Here is a 21710-nt window from a genome sequence, read left to right as displayed (position 1 = left end):
TCGACATTACAGCGGGTGAGTGTGGGGCCCGCCCGGTCCCGCCTCTTCGTGATGACCATGTGATGTGGGGTGCGTCTCACGGCGGAGTTCGTCACCGGCTGTTCGGGAAAGGCCAGGGGCCTTGTGCCCTATTTCCCCGGGAACCCTCCGGACGGTGTCCCGGAATCCCGGGAATTCCTCCGGATGATCATTTCGGCGGGAAATCCACTGCGCGCGACAGGCGGGGTGCGTAACGGAGGGCCACGGCGGGCACCAGCCAGGGTGCCGGGCACGGGAACCGGCCGGCGGGCGCCGCGCGTGTCCGTGCGGGGAGCGCGGAACGCACGGTGCGGCGCGCCCGCGTGGCGCATGCCACACGGGCCGGGAGGTTTCCGTGAGAGGTGGGCCACGCACCCCGGAGGCGAACTCGCGTACGCTGACGGCTCGCTCGCCCGTCGATGCCGGGCCCACCAGGACCTATCACTTCGGACAGGTCCCCGGCGGCCCGCCGAGCGCGAGGGTTTTCACTGGGAGGTTACGTACATGGCAAGGACAACCACGGCCGGCAAAGAGCTGACTGCGGGAGGTCCTTGGCGACGGCTCCTCTCCGGTGACGGGGCCAACCGCTGGGTCGTGCTCGTCGTCCTGCTGCTGAGCCTGATCCTGGTCGCGCTCGACTCGACGATCCTGCACATCGCGGTGCCCTCGGTCACCGAGGACCTGCGGCCCGGCTCCGTGGAGCTGCTGTGGATCGTCGACTCGTATCCGCTGATCTGCGCCTCGCTGCTGATCCTCTTCGGCACGCTGGGTGACCGCGTCGGACGACGGCGCATCCTGATGATCGGTTACGCGCTGTTCACCGTCGCCTCCGCGATGGCGGCCCTCGCGCAGACCCCGGAGCTGCTCATCACGGCCCGCGCCCTGCTCGGCGTCGGCGGCGCGATGATCATGCCCGCGACGCTCTCCATCGTCCGCGCGGTCTTCCCCGACCGGCGCGAGCGCTCCATGGCGATCGGCATCTGGTCCGCGGTCACCGGCATCGGCGCGGCCGCGGGACCCGTGCTCGGCGGCTTCCTGGTCGAGAACTTCTGGTGGGGCTCGGTCTTCCTGATCAACATCCCGCTGATGCTCGTGATCATCCCGCTGGGCCGTCTGCTGCTGCCGGAGTCCAAGGGCAGCGGCGAGGGCCCGTGGGACGTGGTCGGCGCGCTGATGGCCTCCGCCGGCGTCCTCGGCGTGGTGTACGGGGTCAAGCGCGCGGGCAGCGGCGATCCGACGCTGGACGTCCTGACGCTCGGCCCGCTGCTGGCCGGCGCGGTCCTGCTGGTGCTCTTCGTGCGCCGCCAGCGGCGCCGGACGCATCCGCTCATCGACATGAAGCTGTTCTCCCGCGCGCCCTTCACCACCTCGGTGGGCTGCATCGTGCTGGGCATGCTGGCGCTGGTCGGCCTGGAGCTGATCGCGGTCCAGTACCTCCAGCTCGTGCTGCACCTGAGCCCGCTGGAGACCGGTATGCGGCTGCTGCCGCTGACCTTCGCCGCGATGGTGGCGGGCGGTCTCGGCTCCTACGTCCTGCAGCGGGTCGGCCCCCGGGCGATGGTCGCCTTCGGGTTCACGCTCACCGCCGCCTCCGTCACGCTGCTGACGATGATGGGCCAGGAGGACCGGCCCTGGCTGCTGGCCGGCGGGTTCGTCCTGCTCGGCTTCGGCCTCCAGGCCACGCTGTTCGGATCGTACGAGTCCATGCTCAGCGAGGCCCCCGCCGACGCGGCGGGCGGGGCGGCGGCCATCGGCGAGACCGCCTACCAGCTCGGCGCGGGCATGGGCATCGCCCTGCTCGGCAGCGTCATGAACGCCGCGTACGCCCCCGGGCTCAAGCACGTCGAGGGCGTCGCGGCGGCCGACTCCCGGCACGCGTCGAACTCGCTCGGCGAGGCGTACGAGGTGGCCAGGGAGATCGGCGGCGCGGCCGGCAAGGCGCTGTACGACGCGGCCCGGGTCGCCTTCGTGCACGGACTGCACGTCACCCTGCTGACCAGCGCGGGCCTGCTCCTGGTCGGCGCGGTCGCCGCGCTGAAGCTGCCCCGCGGCATGGACCAGACGGACAGGGACGCCGACACGGACGCCGAGGACGCCCCCGCGTCGGGTGCCGTTCACTCCCTGAAGAAGTCCGGCTCCGCCACGCTGCCCGCGGCCCGGGAGCCCGCCGAGGCGACGGCCGGCCGGGACTGACCCGGCCGGAAGGATGCGGGGCCGCTCTGGACGAGCCGGGCCGCCGACCCGTACCTTCTCCCCGGAGCTTTGACCAACACTGCTGGTCGAGGCCGCTGTGAGCCATCGCAGTCCATCAGAGCCGCCGGAGGGCACCGATGTCCGCACGTCCCGCGAAGCTGCCGCCGTTCGACCCCGCCGACCCGCTCGGCATCGACGACCTGCTCGGCCCCGAGGACCTCGCGATCCGGGACACGGTCCGCGACTGGGCCGCCGACCGCGTCCTGCCGCACGTCGCCGGCTGGTACGAGCGCGGCGAGCTCCCCGTCATCCGCGACCTCGCCCGCGAACTCGGCTCCCTCGGCGCGCTCGGCATGTCCCTGACCGGCTACGGCTGCGCGGGCGCCACCGCCGTCCAGTACGGCCTGGCCTGTCTGGAGCTGGAGGCCGCGGACTCCGGCATCCGCTCCCTGGTCTCCGTGCAGGGCTCGCTCGCCATGTACGCGATCTGGAAGTACGGCTCCGAGGAGCAGAAGCAGCGCTGGCTGCCGGCCATGGCGTCCGGCGACACCATCGGCTGCTTCGGCCTCACCGAGCCCGACCACGGCTCCGACCCGGCGGGCATGCGGACGTACGCGAAGAAGGACGGCGCCGACTGGGTGTTGACCGGCCGCAAGACGTGGATCACCAACGGCTCCGTCGCCGGGGTCGCCGTCGTCTGGGCGCAGACCGACGAGGGCATCCGCGGCTTCGTCGTCCCCACCGGCGCCCCCGGCTTCTCCGCGCCCGAGATCCACCACAAGTGGTCGCTGCGGGCGTCGGTCACCAGCGAACTGGTCATGGACGAGGTGCGGCTGCCCGCCGACGCGGTGCTGCCCGGGGTCACCGGTCTCAAGGGCCCGCTGAGCTGTCTCAGTCACGCGCGGTACGGCATCGTCTGGGGCTCGATGGGGGCGGCGCGCGCCAGCTTCGACGCGGCTCTCGACTACGCGAGGACCCGCGAGCAGTTCGGCAGGCCGATCGGCGGCTTCCAGCTCACCCAGGCCAAACTCGCGGACATGGCGGTCGAGCTGCACAAGGGCGTCCTGCTCGCCCACCACCTGGGGCTGCGCATGGACGCCGGGACGCTGCGCCCGGAACAGGTCAGCTTCGGCAAGCTGAACAACGTACGGGAGGCGATCGAGATCTGCCGGACCAGCCGGACGATCCTCGGCGCCAACGGGATCTCCCTCGAATACCCCGTGATGCGGCACGCCACCAACCTGGAATCGGTGCTCACCTACGAGGGCACCGTGGAGATGCACCAGCTCGTGCTGGGCAAGGCGCTCACCGGGCTCGACGCGTTCCGGTGAGCGGGCCCTGCACGGACCCGGCCGGACCGGGTGCCGGTGAGCGCCCTGCTCAGCTCTGGTTGAAGAAGCCGCCGGTCTGCCGGCCGGCGGACTCGCCGCTCACGATGGACGTGTCGGCGGGGGTCAGCAGGAACACTCTGGTGGCCACGCGCTCGATGGAGCCGCGCAGGCCGAAGGTCAGGCCCGCCGCGAAGTCCACGACGCGCTTGGCGTCGCCGGGCTCCATGGCGGTCAGGTTCACGATCACCGGGACGCCTTCCCGGAACAGCTCGCCGATGCCGCGGGCGTCGCGGAAGCCGTCGGGGGAGACGGTCGCGATGCGGCGGCCGGTGTCCTCGGCCTTCTCGGAGACGACACGGACCCGGGGATCCGTGACCCAGGGCTCGGGCGTCTCGTTGTTCCCCTCGGCGTACTCGTCGTCGTAGTAGCGGTCGTCGTCGTTGTCCTCGACGAGTCCGAGCCAGGCACTCGCCTTGCGCACCGATCCCATGAACGCCTCCTTTCACCGCGGTCTGCTTGTGTTCCGCTCCCCCTATGGTCGTCCATCATGCGGATTGCGCGCCAAGTGGATAGTCGGCGCGCAGGGTTTTCGTGACGGTACTGGTGCAGAAGTTGTGGTGATTTACCGGGGTTCTCTCGTTGCGGGGGCCGCCGGGAGAGTGTAAATCCCACCATCGGGCCAGACGGGTGAGCAGGGACACGCGCGGGTGAACATACGCCGTCGGTACGATCCCTGACGGACGGTTCACTACGTGTCCGGCGGCCCGTCGGCCCAGGCCGGACCGCTTTACGGGGGCGCGGAATGTTCGGCATCGTCAGGCCATGCACACATCGGCTCAGCGAGGGGCTCAAGACGGAGTGGATGGCGCACCTGTGCGGTCTCTGTCTGGCGCTCCGCAGTGACCACGGCCAGTTCTCACGGGTCGTCACCAACTACGACGGCCTGATCGTCTCGGTCCTGACGGAGGCTCAGTCGGTACGGTCCACGGACTGGCGGCGCACGGCCGGCCCCTGTCCGCTGCGGGCGATGCGCACCGCTCCGGTCGCACAGGGGGAGGGGGCGCGGCTCGCCGCCGCCGTCTCGCTGGTGCTGGCGTCCGCGAAGATACGCGACCACGTCGCCGACCGGGACGGGCTGTTGGGCCGCAGGCCGGTGGCGCTCGCCGCCCGCCGGGTGGCGAGGGGCTGGGACCGGGCCGGGGCCAGGATCGGCGGCTCGCTCGGTTTCGACACGGCGGTACTGGTCGACGCCGTCGACCGGCAGACCGGCATCGAGGCCGTCGCCGGGGCCGGTACGCCGCTGCTCTTCGTCACCGAGCCGACGGAGACGGCCACGGCTGCCGCCTTCGCGCACACCGCCGTCCTGGCCGGGCGGCCCGGGAACGCGGCCCCCCTCGCCGAGGCCGGACGCCTCTTCGGGCGGCTCGCGCACCTGCTGGACGCCGTGGAGGACAAGGCGGCCGACGACGCGTCGGGCGCCTGGAACCCGCTGACCGCGACCGGCACCTCCCTCGCCGAGGCGCGCCGGCTGTGCGACGACGCGGTGCACGGAGTGCGCCTGGCGCTGCGCGAGGCCGAGTTCGTCGACGGCAAGCTGGTGCACGTACTGCTGGCGCACGAACTCCAGCAGTCGGTGCACCGGGCGTTCGGCACCACCGCGTGCGGACCCGCCGGACACGGTCCCGCGGTGCTCGACGCGCACGGCAACCCGTACGCCCCGCCCGGCGGCCCGCAGGCGCCGGGCGTGCCGGGGGAGCCCGGCGGGCCGACCCCGCCGCCCGAGCCGCCGCGCGGTCCGCGGGGGCTGCTGGCCGGGTGCATGGTGGCGATCGGGCTGTTCTGCACCTGCCAGGTGTGCTGTGCGGACGAGTTCGAGGGGCCGTGGTCGCGGCGGAGGCGCGAAGGGTGCGGCGGCAACTGCGACTGCTCGTGCTGTGACTGCTGTGAAGGGTGCAGTTGTTGCGAGGGCTGTGAGTGTTGCGACTGCAGCTGCTGACGCCGGAAAAACGAGGGGGGCGCGCAGCGGAGAAGAGGGAGGCGTGTGCGCCCGGTCGGCGTCGGTGGCCGGTGGGCGGCGGACAGTGGCGGGTGGAGTCCGACGCTCAACAGGACGCGGACCACACGCGACCGAAGTCGATGTGGGAGCGCGTGACCAGCCACTGCTGCGGATGCATGGCTGTCATGGAACAGGTGTTTCCGTGCGGCGTCAACCGGCGTGAGACCTGCTGCCCACAGTGTGGACATGCTTGACAGGGCGCGGATCGGCGGCCGTACGCTCCCCCCAGGGCCGTGCCTCCGGGTGCGGCGCAGGACCGTGCTGAGGGGCTCGGGCCGCCGTGTGTGCCCGTTTCGCGTGCCGTGTTGTGCCCGGTGGGGTGTGGACTCCCCTGTCCGTACCCCGCGTTCACGGAGCTCCCGCATGCCTGTCTCTGCCCTCCTGTCCTCCCCGGCTGCCCTTCCGCGCACCGCCGTGCCGTGTCTGTCGATCCCGCCCGCTGAAGGACGCGCCGCGCGCTACGAGGCCGACGTCGACGGGGAGTCGAGGTGTCTGCCCGTCGGATGGGACCCGGTACCCGCGCGGCAAGCGCGACGTCCGGAGGGGGAGTGACCGTGGGGTCGGCAGTCAGCAGGCCGCTGCATCTGGGGGCGGAGATCGGCGGCGAGGGGGAGGTGGCCGCCCGGGTGCGGCTGGCGGAGAGCGGGGCGCTGGACTTCGTCACCCTCGCCGGGACGGACGCGCTCGACGGGCTGGCCCGGGGGGCCTCGCAGACGTGCCGGGTCGGGCTCGCGCCCACGCTCGGCACCCCGCACGCCGGACCCGCCGCAGCCCTGGCCGAACTGTTCCGGGAGGGACCGGGGCGCACGGGGTGGCGGGTGGACGCGTCGGCGGGCGGGGCGGCGGACCTCGCGCAGCGGGCGGCGGCGGGCGCCGGCGCCGCCGTTCGGGGCCCGGGCGGCGCCGGCGGCGGAACCGGGGGGCCGGGGGAGCGGCCGGTGACCGTCGTGGACGTGACCGTGTGCGGGGCGGACGGGCTCGCCGTGGCCGCGTACTGGGCCGATGTCGTCCTCGTACGGGCGTACAGCCCGGGCGAGGCCGGAGTGATGCGGGCCGAGCTGCGCCGACGCGCCGCGGCCGCCGGGCGCGCCCCCGACGGCCTGCGCGTCCTCGCGGCGCTCACCGTCGACCTCGCGGCGGAGCCCCGCCTGGACGGGCCGCCCGCCCCGGACCCGGAGGCGGTGCGCATCGGGCAGGACGGGTCCGCCCGCTACACCGGGGGGCCCGTCGGACTCGCCCAGGTGCTCACCCGATGGCACGCGGCGGACGTGGTGGACGGGTTCCACGTGACGCCGCTGGCACCCGACCGGGACCTGGAACGGCTGGTCAACGGCACCGTCACGCTGCTCCAACACCGGTGTCTGCTCCGGCACTTCTACTCCGGGGCCACCCTCCGCGAGCACCTCGGGCTGCCGGACCCCGCCCGTGGGCACACCGCGGGAAGCCGGTCGTGAGCGCGCCGGGCGCGAGTGCGTGCCGTATGGAAGGGTGGCAGGCATGAGCAGCAGTGATCACACGCCGGAGGCCGCGCAGAACCCGCAGGCAGCCGCGCAGGACTGGCAGCGCTGGCACGAGCGGCGCGTCGAGACGGTCTCGTCCGCCTACGGACCCCTCTCCCTGACCGGCACCCACTGGCTGGCCGACCACCCGGACGGCCGCATCGACGGCGTGCCCGGGCGGTGGCGGGACGCCGGCGCCGAGGTGCTCCTGAGCGCCGAGGAGGCCGACGGCATCAGCGTCGACGGCGAGCCCCTCGTCGGAGAGGTGTCGCTCGGCCCGGACCGGGGGCCGATTCCCGCCTCCCGGGTCTCGGCCGGGGACCGGCGGCTCGCCGTCCTGACCCGGGAGGGCCTGTGGGCGGTGCGCGACTTCGACCCGCACTCCCCGGCGCGGCGCGCCTTCAAGGGCATCGAGGCCCGGGGCCACGAACCCGCCTGGGTGCTGCCGGGCAGGTTCGTCCCGTATGAGGAGCACCGGACGGTGCAGGTGGAGAACGCCGACGGGCGCACCCGGGGGCTCGGACTCGCGGGGCGGATCGTGTTCGCGCACGAGGGCGCCGAGCACGCGCTGCACGTCGCCGTCGAGAGCGACGGCTCGCTGTGGGCCGTCTTCGCCGACGCGGGCAGCGGCAGGAGCAGCTACCGCTTCCGCTTCCTGCGGCCGGCCGCGCCCGGGGCCGACGGGACGGTGACCGTGGACTTCAACCGGTCGCTGCTGCCGCCCTGCGCGTTCGCCGACCACTTCATCTGCCCGTTCCCGCCGCCCGGCAACACACTGCCGTTCACGGTGCCGGTCGGGGAGCTCAACAAGCTCTAGACTTACGGAAGTTGACTCACACCGGCCCCGGGCGCCCCACGCGCACCGGGGCCGGCGCACGTCGCGTCGCCGTACGCCCGTACGCGGCTGAAACACGCCCTTGCGCGCCCCGGCAGCCGCCCGAATACTCCCGAGACAGCGCTTGTCAGGGGCATTGCGGGTTGGTCAGTGGTCACGGAACCCGCCGGACCGCCCCCGGCTGCGCCTCACGGGCCCCGGGAGATCCCCACCGCACCGGGCCCCCGATTCCCCTCGGGAGGAACGACAAGTGAGGAACGAGCGCACCACCACACCCCGCAGCGGAATGGCGAGACGCTTCCGTTTCATGGCCGTGGCGGCAGGACTCGCCGCCACCGCCGCCGTCGCCGTACCGAACGCACAGGCCCAGCCCGCCGCGGCCCCGGCCGCGTTGAGCTCGGCGGAGCTCGCCACCGCCCAGGCCGCCGTCCTGCGCGCCGACGTGGCGGGCACCGCCTGGCACGTCGACCAGGCGACCAACACCCTCGTCGTCACCGCCGACAGCACCGTCTCCCGCGCCGAACTCGCCCGCATCACGGCATCCCTGGGCGACAAGGCCCGCGCCCTGCGCATCGAGCGCACCCCCGGCAAGTTCTCCAAGCTGCTCTCCGGCGGCGACGCCATCTACGCGCCGTCCTGGCGCTGCTCGCTGGGCTTCAACGTCCGCAAGGGCACGACGTACTACGCGCTGACCGCCGGGCACTGCACCGACGGCAACCCGACCTGGTACACCAACTCCGCCCGCACGACGCAGATCGGCCCGACCACCGGGTCCAGCTTCCCGGTCAACGACTACGGCATCCTGCGCTACGACAACGCCAACGTGGCCCACCCGGGCACCGTCGGCAACGTCGACATCACCGGCGCGGGCAACGCCACCGTCAACATGAACGTGACCCGGCGCGGCTCCACCACCGGCATCCACAGCGGCCGCGTCACCGGCCTCAACGCCACCGTCAACTACGGCGGCGGGGACGTCGTCTACGGCATGATCCGCACCAACGTGTGCGCCGAACCCGGCGACAGCGGCGGCCCGCTGTACTCCGGCACCACGGCGATCGGTCTGACGTCCGGCGGCAGCGGGAACTGCAGCACGGGCGGCACGACCTTCTTCCAGCCCGTCACCGAGGCGCTCAGCGCGTACGGGGTCACCATCTACTGACCCCCCCAGGGGACCGGTGGGCCTTCCCCGGGCCACCGGCTCCCCGCAACGAACCGCAGCCAGCAGCGGGCAGGCCCCCGTACCGGACTCCTCCGGGCGGGGGCCTGTCGGCTGCGGGAGAAGGCGGGGGTCATGTCCGACCCGCCCGCGGCGCTCCGACTCCGCCTGCTCCGGACGGTGGTGGCGGAGACGGCACCGGCTCCGCCCGCGGTGTTCGCACCTGCGACCGGCGGTGCGCACACCGCGCACCGCGACGGCATGTCAAAGGAATGGGGGCGTGCGGTGCTTGTCGTGTGCGCGTACGGAAGTCGACCTTGTGTGCTCCCTGTGAGCCTGTGAATAGTGAGGCCTCACCCGGGCCCACCCCCACCTTCCGGGGCTCGGGACCCCCCCACAGGAGGTCACTTGTGAAGCACCGACGCATACCCAAGCGGCGCGCGGCGGCGGCGGGAACCGCCGCCGTCGCCCTGGTCGCCACGGGCATCACCTTCCAGACCGCGAACGCCAGCGAAGGCGCGGCCCCCACGCCGGCGCTGAAGACCCTGTCCGTGGCGGGCGCGGGGCAGCTCGCGGCCTCGCTCACCCGCACGCTCGGCGCGGACGCCGCCGGGTCGTACTACGACGCGAAGGCCCAGAACCTCGTCGTCAACGTCACCGGCGAGGCGGCGGCCGCGAAGGTGCGGGCGGCCGGCGGGCAGGCCAGAGTCGTCCAGCACACCCTGGCCGAGCTGACGTCGGCGCGGACGACGCTGGCCGGGCGGGCGTCGATCCCGGGGACGTCCTGGGCCACCGACCCGGTCAGCAACAGGATCGTCGTCACGGCGGACCGCACGGTGCGGGGCGCGAACCTCGCCAAGCTCGACAAGGCGGTCAAGGAACTCGGCTCGAAGGCGCTGCTCAAGCGCTCGAAGGGAGAGTTCAGGCCGCTCGTCGCGGGCGGCGACGCCATCTACGGAGGCAGCTCCCGCTGCTCGCTCGGCTTCAACGTCACCAAGGGCGGCGAACCGCACTTCCTGACCGCCGGCCACTGCACGGCCGGCATCCGGAGCTGGTCGGACAAGCAGGGCGGAGCGGCGATCGGCACCACGGTCGACTCCAACTTCCCCGGCAGCGACTACGGCCTGGTGAAGTACACGGGCGACACCCCGCACCCCAGCGAGGTGAACCTCTACAACGGCAGCACCCAGGCCATCACCAAGGCCGGTGACGCGACCGTCGGGCAGCAGGTGACGCGGTCCGGGTCCACCACCCAGGTCCACCGGGGCCAGGTCACCGGCCTCGACGCCACCGTGAACTACGGCGACGGGCAGGTCGTCAACGGGCTCATCCAGACCACGGTCTGCGCCGAACCCGGCGACAGCGGCGGTGCGCTCTTCGCGGGGGACACGGCGCTGGGGCTCACCTCGGGAGGCAGCGGGGACTGCTCCTCGGGGGGCGAGACCTTCTTCCAGCCGGTACGGGCGGCGCTGGCCGCCACGGGGACCCAGATCGGGTGATTCCGCGCCCGGCTCCGTGCGGTGCGGGGCGCGGTCCCGGCCCCCGGAGCCGGGGCGGGTTCTCTCCCCGCCCCGCCCCTTCCCGTCACCCCGCGGGGCCGTGATCGGGCCCGTGCGGGTGTGCGGTGGCCGGTCGCGCGGTTCCCCGCGCCCCTGCGAGGGGCGCGGGGAACCTTCACGAGCAGTCCGCCCCGGGGCCGCGGGCGTCAGCAGCGGCCCGCCGGGCGCTCGCGGGTGACCAGGTCGGTGTGGCCCGTGGTGCCGTCGCCCCAGACGACCCGCTTGCCGGTGTCGGCGGCCACGCCGTACTGCTCACCGCGCGAGCAGGAGACGCGGACCGGGTTCAGGCCGGCCGGGTCCGTCTGGATCAGCTTGGACAGGCTGGAGTTGACCAGGTCCTGGCCGGGCTTGAAGTACGTGTGGGTGAGCGCCTGGTCCGTGGCGTCCAGGCTCCAGATGTACGCCCGCTCGTCCGTCTCCCCGATGAGGTCGGTCATGCCGGTGCCGTCGACGTTCGCGCGGCGCAGGATCTGCCGGTTGTCGTCCATGATGTCGTCGACCAGCCAGTACAGGTGCTTGCCGGTGAGGACCAGGTTCCCGATGCCGATGTGGCCGCCCTTCGCGGGCAGCAGGGTCTTGGCGCCGGTGGCCAGGTCGAGGATCTCGGTGGAGATCTCCGAGTAGCCGTCCGGCGTCGGATAGACCTTGCCGTACGCCAGCTTCGTACCGTGCAGGGCCGGCAGACCCGTGGTGATCGTGGCGTCGTCGCCGTCCGCGTAGTGCACCTTCGGGTCGTTGCCGCGCACCCAGGCCACGCGCGAGGGGCGAGCCTGGTCCCCCTCCTGCCAGGTGACCACGTCCCCGGAGATGCGCACCGCGCCCGCCAGCGTGGGCAGGCTGCGGATCTTCCGGATCGGGCCGCCCTTGAGGGGGCGGGACAGCACGTCGGAGCCGTTCGCGCCGACCGCGACCCAGGCGACGGTCGTGCCGTCGGTGTCCGGACCGATGTGGTAGCGGCCGTCGTTGGGGCTGATCAGCCGGGGCGCGCCGCCCTTTCCGTCGGTGCGTCCGGCCCAGATCGAGTACGCCTCCGCGCCCTCCGCGTCGGACTTCGAGGCGGCCCACCAGCCGCCGCCCGCGCCGGGCGCGGTGCCCCGGGTGTTGAGGTCGCCCAGCAGGGTGTCGGTGTCGACGCCGATGGCCTGCTCCCAGCCGGGCACGATGCCGTGCGCGGCGAAGGCGCGGGTGACCTTCTTCAGCTTGTCGCCCGTGACGCCGAGGTCCTTGGCCGCGGCCAGGACGGCGGCGCGGGCCTCGGTGAAGCCGTCGAGCGGGGTGAGGTACTCGGTGAGTGCCTTGTAGACGATCCGGTCGGCCTGCTTGCCGCCGAGGTCCTCGCGGATGTCCCACAACGCGCCGGAGAATATGGTGGAGTTGAGGTGCACGCCGCCCCGGTCCAGGCCGAAGGAGACGCCGAGGAAGTCCTTGGACGTCGTCCGCCCGTCGTTGAGGTCGCGCAGCGCGCAGTCGCGCGGCGACTTCGTACGGCACAGGTCCTCGCCGATGAGGCCGGCGTCGGGGGACTTCTCGTCGCCGCTCACGCTCACGTCGATGGCGTTGCCGAAGTAGTCGGCGACGGCCTCGTTGAGGGCCCCGGACTGACCGGTGTAGACGAGCCCTGCGGTGTGCTCGACCACGCCGTGCGTCATCTCGTGGCCCACCACGTCCAGGTCGGCGGCCAGGCTCTTGTACTCCTCGTCGCCGCTGCCGTAGACCATCTTGTCGCCGTCCCAGAAGGCGTTGGCGTACGGGACGCCGTACTCCGTGACGCCGACCAGGGAGTTGACGGCCATGCCGCGGCCGTCGAGGCTGTCGCGGCGGTGCTGCTTCTTGTAGTAGTCGTAGACCTGCCCGGCCGCCCAGTGGGCGTCCACGGCACCGCTCTCGGTGGCCTCCTTGCCGAACGTCTTCGACGGGGAGGCGACCTCCTTGATCCCCGCGGGCCACTTGCCGGACGCGTCGCCGACGTCGACGCCCGCCGCGTCCCAGGTGGTGATGGGCTTCTTGCCGGCCTTCGCGGTGCGGGTGTGGTCGACCAGCAGGTACGCGGAGCCCCGCTGCTCGACCTCCAGCCTCACCTTCCCGCCGTCGAGCTTGACGCCCCTGCCCGTGGTGCCGGGCTGTTCGGCCTTCTTCGCGGCGGGGTCCACGGCGTTCTGGATGCCGGAGTACGAGAGCACCGGGAACCCGGCGTGGGCGTCGACGTACACCTCCTGCTTGACCGGCGCCTTGGCGAGCGGGTCGTAGCCGGTGACGGTGACGTGGTGGGTGAGGACGCCCTTGCCCCGGGGCAGGACGACGAGGCCGTGCGAAGCGGCGGCCAGTCGCGGCCGGCCGGCCCCGCCCTGCCTGCCGGGCCGGCGGGGTTCGCCCGTGTCGGGCAGGCGGAGCTTGCCGGCCGCGAGTTCCGTGCGTACGGAGGACAGGGCGCGCTCGCTCGCGGTCGCGGCCGGAACGGACGCCGTGGCGTCGACGTCGAGGCCGGTGAAGTACTTGCCGGAGGTGCCGGTGACCAGGCGTTCGCCGTCCTCGCTCTGCATCCGCACCAGGTACTGGCCGCCCAGGACCTTCACCCCGCGGTGCCGCTGCTGGAAGCGGACCGTCTCCGCCGCGCCGTCCCGGACGGTGTCGGCGGCGGTCAGGTCGCGCCGCGGGTCGGTGATGGCGTACCGGCCCCGCTTCGCGGCGAGGTGGCCGCGGGCCGCGTCCGCCGGGGTGCCGGCGGCGGGGGCCTGCTCGGCGATGTTGCCGACGAGGGCGGGGGTGGCCGTGCCCTCGCCGGGGACGACGTCCGCCGGGGGAGGGGCGGGGGCCGCGTGCGCGGGGAGGGCTCCGGTCAGGAGGGCCGCCGCGCCGAGCAGCGCGGCGACGCCGGCGGCGCGGGATGTCCGGCCGGGGGCCGCCGTGGGTCTGGTCTTGCTCAAGGTGTTCCCAACTTCCGTGGTCGCTTGCGCTGTTCATCGTTCATGCAAGGTGTTGCACGGATGTTGATCAAGGAATAAGTCCTGTCCACAAGTGAGGGCCGCGCGGGGCTGGACACGATCGGGAGCGATGTGCGGAGCGTCGCCCGGCGAAAACTTGTGAAAGTTTTCACAAGCACTCAAGGGTCTTTGGTCCCACGCTGTTTGCGCAGGTGGTAAGGGGTGCACGCGCCCTCTCCGGCGAATCGGAGGGACCTTCTGCCCGTCTGTTGGGGGCATTCGCCGATCCTTTCCCGGCCCCGTCGGGAGTGGAATGGAGTCATCAGCGAGAAGGCCGCAGCGAAGGAGCACCTGTCATGCAGGCCCAAGAGATGGTCGACGGACTCGTCCGGGGAGCACTGGACGCGCTCACCGCGTTCGAGGAGCTCGGCCAGGAGCAGGTCGACCACATCGTCAAAAAGGCGTCGCTCGCGGCACTCGCCGCCCACGGGGACCTGGCGCGGCAGGCGGTCGAGGAGACCGGCCGGGGCGTCTTCGAGGACAAGGCGGTCAAGAACCTCTTCGCCTGCGAGCACGTCACGAACTCCATGGCCGGTCTCAAGACCGTCGGCGTCGTCTCCCGCGACGAGCTGAACGGCATCACCGAGATCGCCGAACCGGTCGGCGTGGTCTGCGCGATGACCCCGGTCACCAACCCCACCTCGACCACCGTCTTCAAGGCGCTCATCGCCCTGAAGACCCGCAACCCGATCGTCTTCGCCTTCCACCCCTCCGCGCAGAACTGCTCGGCCGAGGCCGCCCGCATCGTCCGCGACGCCGCCGTCGCCGCCGGAGCGCCCGCCGGCTGCGTGCAGTGGATCGACACCCCGTCCATGGAGGCCACCGGGCTCCTGATGAACCACCCCGGCGTCTCCACCATCCTCGCCACCGGCGGCAACGCCATGGTCAAGTCGGCGTACTCCTGCGGAAAGCCCGCCCTGGGCGTCGGCGCGGGCAACGTCCCCGCGTACGTCCCCAAGAGCGGCGGACTCCAGCGCGCCGTTCACGACATCGTGCTCTCCAAGGCCTTCGACAACGGCATGATCTGCGCCTCCGAGCAGGCCGTCATCCTCGACGCGGAGATCTACGAGGCGGGGATCGCCGAGTTCGAGCGGCTGCACGCGTACGTCCTGACGGCGGCCGAGAAGACCAAGCTGGAGCAGTTCGTCTTCGGCGCCACGGCGTACGCCACGAACTGCTCCGGCGCGAAGCTGAACGCGGCCGTCGTCGGCAGGTCCCCCCGGTGGATCGCCGAACAGGCGGGCTTCGAGGTCCCCGAGGACACCTCGGTCCTCATCGCCGAGTGCGCCGAGGTCGGCCCCGCCGAACCCCTCACCCGCGAGAAGCTGTCCCCGATCCTCGCCGCCCTCAAGGCGAACGACACCGAGCACGGGCTGGAACTCTCCGCCCGGACGGTCGAGTTCGACGGCCTCGGACACAGCGCGGCCGTCCACACCGAGGACGAGGAGCTCGCCGAGGAGTTCGGCAGGCGGGTCAAGGCGGTCCGCGTCATCGTCAACGCGCCCTCCACCTTCGGCGGCATCGGCGACGTCTACAACGCCTTCCTGCCCTCCCTCACCCTCGGCTGCGGCAGTTACGGCCACAACTCGGTCTCCGACAACGTGACCGCGGTCAACCTCCTCAACATCAAGCGGATCGGACGGCGCAACACCAACATGCAGTGGTTCAAGGTCCCGCCGAAGATCTACTTCGAGCGCAACTCGCTGCGCCACCTCGGCGAGATGGCCGGAATGAAGCGGGTCACGATCGTCACCGACAAGACGATGAGCGCCCTCGGCTTCGTCCAGCGGGTCACCGACATCCTGGGCAGCCGCGAGGACGGCGTCGCCCTCCAGGTCATCGACACCGTCGAACCCAACCCGGAACTGGCCACCGTCCAGGCCGGCGCGGCCCTCCTGCGGGACTTCCGGCCGGACACGATCATCGCGCTGGGCGGCGGCTCACCGATGGACGCGGCGAAGATCATGTGGCTGATGTACGAGCGGCCGGAGGTGGAGTTCGCGGACGCCAGGGAGAAGTTCTTCGACGTGCGCAAGCGGGCGTACAAGTTCCCGGCCCTGGGGGAGAAGGCCCAGCTCGTGGCCGTCCCGACCACCTCGGGAACGGGCTCGGAAGTCACTCCCTTCGCGGTGATCTCCGACCCGGCGGCCGCCCAGAAGTACCCCCTCGCCGACTACGCCCTCACCCCGAACGTCGCCATCGTGGACCCCGCCCTCCCCATGGGCCTCCCGGCGACCGTCACCGCCGACTCCGGCTTCGACGCCCTCACCCACGCCACCGAGGCGTACGTCTCGGTCTACGCCAACGACTACACCGACGGACTCTGCCTCCAGGCCGTCAAGCTCATCTTCGAGAACCTGGAACGCTGCGTCGTGGACGGCCCCCACGACCCCGAGGCCCGCGAGAGGATGCACAACGCGTCGACCGTCGCCGGGATGGCCTTCGCCAACGCCTTCCTCGGCATGGTCCACGCCATGGCGCACACCCTGGGCAACACCTTCCACGTCGCCCACGGCCGCACCAACGCCCTGCTCCTCCCGCACGTGATCCGGCACAACGGCCAGGTCGCCGCCAAGGCCACCCCGTGGCCGAAGGCCGAGGTCTACCGGGCCCCGGAGCGCTACCAGGCCATCGCCCGGCACCTCGGCCTCCCGGCGTCGACCCCCGCCGAGGGCGTCGAGTCCTACGCCCGGGCCGTGGAGGAACTGCGCGCCAGGTGCGGCATCCCGGCGAGCTTCCAGGAGGAGGGCGTCGACGAGAAGGCCTTCCTGGCCGCCCTGCCGCAGCAGGCCCTCAATGCCTACGCCGACCAGTGCGCGCCCGCCAACCCCCGGATGCCGATGCTCGCCGACATGAAGCAGCTCATGCGCAGGGCGTACTACGGCCGTTAGCCCCGCCCCGTGACGGACGACCGCCCGCCGACAGCCGGACCCGTCGGCGGGCGGTCGTGTCCCCCCTGGGGGGGGGGCGGTGGCGGCGCCCGGCCCAGGCAGGGAGCGGCCGTTCCCGACGGATCGGGCGGGGATCACACGAGCGGGGTCTGCGGGGTCACGACCTCCGTCGCGCCGCCCGGGGTGTCGTCCGCGCCCTTGCGGCTGGACTTCACCCGCGCGGCCACCGCCAGGGTCAGCGCCGTGCCCGCGACCGCCCAGGCGGAGAGGACCAGCAGCGGGCCCGTCACGTTGTTGCCCTTGAAGTACGCGATCGAGCGGGCCACCCACGTCGCCGCGCCCGGCGGCAGGGCCGGGCCGATGGAGCGCCAGAAGCCCGGCAGCATGGGGCCGGGGAACGCGCCGCCCGCACTCGGGTTGCCGCCGATCACGATGACCAGGATGGCCAGGCCGATGCCGACCACGCCGAAGATGCCCTGGAGGGCGAGCGTGAGCGCGCCGACCGCGAACACCGTGAGCGCGCCCAGACCCCACAGGCCCCACATGCTCCCCGGCAGCGCGCCCAGGACCGGGCCCGCGATCACCGCGCCGAGCAGGCCCGAGACGATCGCGTACAGCGCCATCGCACCGAGCCGGATGCCGGCCCGCTTGGTGTTCGCCGGGCGCGCGCCCGCGCTGATCGCCAGGATCGCCGCGCACAGGTAACCGCCGACGCACCAGCCGACGACGAGGTAGAAGGAGCTCAGCCCGTTGGCGTCCTGCGCCGAGGCCGGGGCGATGTCCCGGAAGGCGACCGTGCGCTGCTGCTTCTTGGCCACCTCGGTGAAGATCTGCTCCAGCGCCCGGGTCTCCGAGCCGCCCTGGCCCGAGGCGACGAGAAGGGTGTCGTTCTTGCCACCGCGCGGGTCGACCAGGAGCGTCGCGTCGATGTCGCGGTTCATCATCTCCTCGCGGGCCGCCGCCTCGGAGGCCAGCGGGCGTGCGTCCAGCGGGGAGCCGGGCAGCTCGTTCAACTGCCCGGTGAGCTGCTCCGCCGCCCCGCCCGGCGCGACCACGGCCACCTTCACGTCCCGCGGCTCGGGGTGGTGGAGGGCTCCCACGTACGACGTGATGAAGAGCAGTTGCAGGGCCAGGCAGCCGAGGACGAGCAGGGCGGCTCGCGGGGTCACGGCGTTCTTCAACTCGTCGGCGAATCTCATGCCCCCACGGTCCGGCGCGACGCCCCTCCGCGCAGGCGGGGCGGGCCGTACGGGTGAAGCCGGAGGACGGATTCCGGGGGAGGCCGCGGACGTGGCCGCCCGGCCGCGGCCGATCCGCGAGGAGGCCGTGCCGTACGGGAAGCGACGGCGGCCCCGGCACGGGTGTGCCGTCCCTTCCCCCGGAAAGGACGGCACACCCGGCTGACCCGGTGCCTAGCGGCCGTGGCGGCCACCCGTCGCGGACCTGCGGCGGACCGAGCCGAACAGCACGGCCGCGCCCAGCGCCAGCACCGCCGCGCCGCCGACGGCGATGTACGGGGTGGAGGAGTCGCCGCCGGTCTCGGCGAGGTTGTCACCGGCCGGGGCCGCGACCGGGGTGGCCGGAGCGCCCTGCGGGGCAGGGGTGTTCGCGTCCGGCTCGGCGGGCGGGGCCGGCGGGGCGGACGGGGTCTGCGGGGCGGCGGTCTGCACGCCGGCGCCCGTCGTGTGGTCGCTGTCGCCGTGGCCCTTGTGCTCCACGGTCGACTTGTCGGCACCGGCGGCGATGTCCTTGTCGGACGGGGCGGACGCGGCCGGGGCCGGGGCGCCCGCGCCGCCCGTGCCCGTGCCGCCCGTGTCCTTGCCGAACACCACGTCGGAGCAGGTGTAGAAGGCCTCCGGGCTGTCCGAGCGCTGCCAGACGCTGTAGACGAGGTGGCGGCCGGACTTCTTCGGCAGGGTGCCCTCGAAGACGTAGTCGCCGCCCTGCATCCGCGGGTCGGTGACCCGCACGAAGGGCTTGGCCTCCAGGTCCGACCACTTCAGCGGCTTCGTCGGGTCGTAGCCGTCCTTGGTGACGTACAGCTCGAAGGAGCCCTTGTGCGGGGCGGTGCCCTTGTAGCGGAAGGTGTGCTTGCCCGGCGCGAGCTTCGAGGACGGCCAGTCGGCGCGCGGCAGGTCCAGGCCCTTGTACTTGTCGTTGCCGGCGGAGCACAGCTTGCCGTCGGGGATCAGGGCCTTGTGGTTGCCGGCGGCGTTGGCGATGTTCACCGCGTTCCAGTCGTAGAACGCCTGGGCGCCGCTGGCGGCGACGGCCGCCTTGCAGGCCGCCGACTTCGGGCTCTCCGGGCCCTCCGCGTAGCAGGCCGAGACCCGGCTGACCGGGTCCGTCATGGAGCCGTGCGCGGCGGCCGGGGAGGCGGCCAGGCCGGTCAGCGCGAGCGGCCCGAGGCCGAGGGCGGCGACGGTGGCGGCCTTGCGGCGGGCGGCGGTCCGACGAGCAGCGGTCATGGTGCGGAACTCCTTGGCAGGGGACGTGTGCGGGCCGGGGAGAGGGGGGGAGGTCTCCCCCGGCGGAAACAGACGCTAGACCCCGGGAACGGCGAAATTCCCTGCGAGGAGCGGGTGGTGGCGATCTTTATGGTGTGCTTAAGGAAGCGCTCAGAGACGGTTAAGAAGCTGCCTGGAATGGGCGCTTCCGGCCGGGCCGACGGCTGTCGGTGCGTGCCTGCGCCGCATGGTGGTCGTCGGTGCGTGCCCATGCCGCACGGGGGTGGTGGGTGCGTGCCCGCCCGGCTCGGCGCCGGCTGCCGGTGCGTGCCGTGCGGCCCGGTGGCCGTCGGCCCCGTGTGCGGCGGGGCTCACACCACCCACCGGTAGCGCCGCTCCGGCCGGCCCGTGCCGCCGTACCGCAGCGTGACCTCGGCCCGCCCCGTCGTCGTGAAGTACTCCAGGTACCGGCGCGCGCTCACCCGCGACAGGGCCCCCGCCTCCGCGCACTCCGTCGCCGACAGACCCTCCGGATGCGCCTGCAACGTGCGCTCCACCAACTCGGCGGTGTGCGCGGCCAGCCCCTTCGGGAGCTCCCGGGACCCCGGCGGGCGCGTCCCGAAGAGCTGGTCCACGTCCTCCTGCCGGGCCGGCCCGTGCACGGCCAGCGCGTCGAAGCGGGTGCGCAGCGAGGCCACGTGCCGCAGTTGCTCCCGCAGGGCCGCCTGGTGGAACGGCTTGATCAGGTAGTGCAGCGCCCCGGCCCGCAGCGCCGCCCGCACCACACCGGCGTCCCGGGCCGCCGTGATGAACAGGGCGTCCGCCGTCGGCCGGCCCGCGTCCAGCGCCTCCGCCGCCCGCAGCTCACGCAGTACGTCGAGGCCGTCCATGTCGGGCAGGTACACGTCAAGGAGGACGAGATCGGGGCGCAGCCGCTCGGCCGCGCGCAGGGCGTCGGCACCGCTGTGGGCCACCCCGACCACCGTAAAACCGTCCATCGCGGACACGCAGCGGCTGTGGACCTTCGCCACCATGAAGTCGTCGTCCACGACCAGCACATTCGTCACCCGCGCAGGCTAGGCGCGCGACCACAAGGACCACAACGTCCGTTGGTTCCGGAACGGCGACAGCTCCTTAACGCACCGGCAACATGAGCCCACCCCCCTCCCCGCAGCAGAACTGAAGAAAGGCGGCGCCCGTGCGATTGCGCACCCCCCTCGCCCTTGCCGGGGCGGCACTCCTGGTGCTCGTGGGGCCACCGCTGCTCACCACGGGCAGTGGCTCCGACACCGGCACCCAGATCCCGGGCCTGCGCTTCATGGTCCCCAACACCCCCGGCGGCGGGTACGACATCACCGCGCGCACCGCCGCCAAGAACGCCGAGGAGGCCGGTCTCACCGGAGGCATCGAGGTCTTCAACCTGCCCGGCGCGGGCGGCACCGTGGGCCTGGCCCGGCTGGCCGGCGACCACGGCAACGGCAAGGCCGCCATGTCGATGGGTCTCGGTGTCGTGGGCGCCGTCCACACCAACAAGGCCCCCAAGTCCCTCGCCGACACCACCCCCATCGCCCGGCTCACCGAGGAGCAGGACATCGTGGTGGTCGGCAAGGACTCCCCGTACCGGACGATCCAGGACCTGCTGGCGGCCTGGAAGGCGAACCCGGCGAAGGTCCCGGTCGGCGGCGGCTCCTCGCCCGGCGGGCCCGACCACCTGGCGCCGATGCTGATGGCGCGCGCCGCCGGGATCAAGCCGAAGGACGTCAACTACGTCCCCTTCGACGGCGGCGGCGAACTCCTCGCCTCCATCCTCGGCGACAAGGTCGCCTTCGGCGTCTCGGGCGTCGGCGAGTACCTGGACCAGATCGAGGCGGGCGAGCTGCGGCTGCTGGCCGTCACCGGACCCGAGCGGGTCCCGGGCCTGGACGCCCCGACCCTGCGCGAAGCCGGGCTGGACACCGAGTTCACCAACTGGCGCGGCATCGTCGCACCGCCCGGCCTCACCGACGCCGAACGCGCCAAGCTCGTCGCACTCTTCGAGAAGCTGCACGCCTCGAAGCAGTGGAAGGACTCGATGAAGAAGAACGGCTGGGACGACGCCTTCCTCACCGGGGAGAAGTTCGGCGACTTCCTCGCCGAGGAGGACAAGCGGGTCGACTCCGTGCTGAAGGAGCTGGGGCTGTGACGAACTCCCTGGAGAAGGCCGCCCCTTCGGCGGACGGGTCCGCCGCGCCGGGCGGCGGCCGCGGGGCCTGGCTGCGCGAGCACTCCGAGCTCGGCGTCAGCGTCCTGCTGTTCGTGATCGGCGTCCTCGTGCTCACGGACGCGCTCACGATGCACGCCGAGATCGCCCAGCGCGGGCCCGTCGGCCCGACCACCGTGCCGGTCGTCGTCGGCGGCGCCCTGCTGCTCGTCGCCGTCCTGCTGGCCGTCGACGTCCTGCGCGGCGGCCGCGGCGAGGCCGAGGGCGGCGAGGACATCGACCTCTCCGAGCCCGCCGACTGGCGCACCGTTCTGCTCCTCGCCGGCGTCTTCCTCGCCAACGCCGTGCTGATCGGCCCGCTCGGCTTCCCGGTCTCCGGCGCGCTGCTCTTCTGGGGCTCCGCGTACGCGCTCGGCAGCCGCCACCACCACCGGGACCCGCTGATCGCGGCCGGGCTCTCCCTCTTCACCTACGTCGTCTTCAACAACCTGCTGGGCGTCCCGCTGCCGGGCGGCCCGCTGATGGGAGTGCTGTAACAGTC

General features: G+C 72.8%; 15 protein-coding genes. 10 read left to right on the top strand and 5 right to left on the bottom strand.

What is annotated here, in order from left to right; all coding sequences use genetic code 11:
- Positions 1-522: 522 nt before the first annotated feature.
- Together ACIP93_RS21305 and ACIP93_RS21300 are read left to right on the top strand one after the other, a co-directional pair.
- Positions 523-2211: an MFS transporter gene (locus ACIP93_RS21305; protein WP_401760964.1), complete on the top strand. Its 1689-nt coding sequence runs from the start codon at positions 523-525 to the stop codon at positions 2209-2211.
- A 137-nt stretch (positions 2212-2348) separates the two neighbouring features.
- Positions 2349-3542, top strand: coding sequence for an acyl-CoA dehydrogenase family protein (locus ACIP93_RS21300; protein WP_401760962.1), 1194 nt, complete (start codon positions 2349-2351; stop codon positions 3540-3542).
- 49 nt (positions 3543-3591) lie between these two features.
- Here ACIP93_RS21300 and ACIP93_RS21295 read toward each other — a convergent pair whose 3' ends face one another.
- A complete protein-coding gene (locus tag ACIP93_RS21295) occupies positions 3592-4032 on the bottom strand; it encodes a cell division protein SepF (RefSeq protein WP_345224457.1) in 441 nt (146 codons plus the stop codon).
- 312 nt (positions 4033-4344) lie between these two features.
- On the opposite strand from ACIP93_RS21295, the gene ACIP93_RS21290 reads away from it, so the two are divergent.
- The 5 genes from ACIP93_RS21290 (at position 4345) to ACIP93_RS21270 (ending at position 10590) form a co-directional block, all read left to right on the top strand.
- Positions 4345-5538, top strand: coding sequence for a DUF5685 family protein (locus tag ACIP93_RS21290; RefSeq protein WP_401760961.1), 1194 nt, complete (start codon positions 4345-4347; stop codon positions 5536-5538).
- A 614-nt stretch (positions 5539-6152) separates the two neighbouring features.
- Entirely contained in the window at positions 6153-7052 is a 900-nt protein-coding gene (locus ACIP93_RS21285; RefSeq protein ID WP_401760960.1) for an FMNH2-dependent monooxygenase, read from the top strand.
- Between the two features lie 43 nt (positions 7053-7095).
- Entirely contained in the window at positions 7096-7914 is an 819-nt protein-coding gene (locus ACIP93_RS21280; RefSeq protein WP_401760958.1) for a DUF1684 domain-containing protein, read from the top strand.
- Positions 7915-8182: 268 nt separating this feature from the next.
- Positions 8183-9094 (top strand): S1 family peptidase, encoded by a 912-nt coding sequence (locus ACIP93_RS21275; RefSeq protein WP_401760956.1) that lies wholly within the window; start codon positions 8183-8185, stop codon positions 9092-9094.
- Positions 9095-9501: 407 nt separating this feature from the next.
- A complete protein-coding gene (locus ACIP93_RS21270) occupies positions 9502-10590 on the top strand; it encodes a S1 family peptidase (protein ID WP_401760955.1) in 1089 nt (362 codons plus the stop codon).
- 206 nt (positions 10591-10796) lie between these two features.
- Here the strand turns inward: ACIP93_RS21270 and ACIP93_RS21265 are convergent, their stop codons facing one another.
- Positions 10797-13574, bottom strand: coding sequence for a M4 family metallopeptidase (locus tag ACIP93_RS21265; RefSeq protein ID WP_401760953.1), 2778 nt, complete (start codon positions 13572-13574; stop codon positions 10797-10799).
- A 353-nt stretch (positions 13575-13927) separates the two neighbouring features.
- On the opposite strand from ACIP93_RS21265, the gene adhE reads away from it, so the two are divergent.
- The gene (gene adhE / locus ACIP93_RS21260) at positions 13928-16522 is read left to right on the top strand and encodes a bifunctional acetaldehyde-CoA/alcohol dehydrogenase (protein ID WP_401760951.1); all 2595 of its coding nucleotides are present in this window, start codon (positions 13928-13930) and stop codon (positions 16520-16522) included.
- Positions 16523-16656: 134 nt separating this feature from the next.
- Here the strand turns inward: adhE and ACIP93_RS21255 are convergent, their stop codons facing one another.
- The 3 genes from ACIP93_RS21255 to ACIP93_RS21245 all read right to left on the bottom strand — a co-directional run bounded on the left by ACIP93_RS21255 (position 16657) and on the right by ACIP93_RS21245 (position 20036).
- Complete coding sequence (locus ACIP93_RS21255) at positions 16657-17721, bottom strand: DUF3533 domain-containing protein (RefSeq protein WP_345224474.1); 1065 nt, start codon at positions 17719-17721, stop codon at positions 16657-16659.
- Between the two features lie 213 nt (positions 17722-17934).
- Positions 17935-18990 carry a lytic polysaccharide monooxygenase gene (locus tag ACIP93_RS21250; protein WP_401760950.1) on the bottom strand — a complete coding sequence of 352 codons (1056 nt, stop codon included), beginning with the start codon at positions 18988-18990 and terminating at the stop codon, positions 17935-17937.
- A 350-nt stretch (positions 18991-19340) separates the two neighbouring features.
- Positions 19341-20036, bottom strand: a complete 696-nt coding sequence (locus tag ACIP93_RS21245) for a response regulator (protein ID WP_345224478.1) — start codon at positions 20034-20036, stop codon at positions 19341-19343.
- Between the two features lie 131 nt (positions 20037-20167).
- On the opposite strand from ACIP93_RS21245, the gene ACIP93_RS21240 reads away from it, so the two are divergent.
- On the top strand, positions 20168-21151 hold the full coding sequence (locus ACIP93_RS21240) for a Bug family tripartite tricarboxylate transporter substrate binding protein (RefSeq protein ID WP_401760948.1): 984 nt from the start codon (positions 20168-20170) through the stop codon (positions 21149-21151).
- A gap of 8 nt (positions 21152-21159) precedes the next feature.
- On the top strand, positions 21160-21705 hold the full coding sequence (locus tag ACIP93_RS21235) for a tripartite tricarboxylate transporter TctB family protein (RefSeq protein ID WP_401761037.1): 546 nt from the start codon (positions 21160-21162) through the stop codon (positions 21703-21705).
- Positions 21706-21710 lie beyond the last annotated feature (5 nt).

The organism is Streptomyces sp. NPDC088745, assembly GCF_044751045.1.
Lineage (GTDB): Bacteria > Actinomycetota > Actinomycetes > Streptomycetales > Streptomycetaceae > Streptomyces > Streptomyces cremeus.
This window is presented reverse-complemented; position numbering and strand designations above follow the sequence as displayed.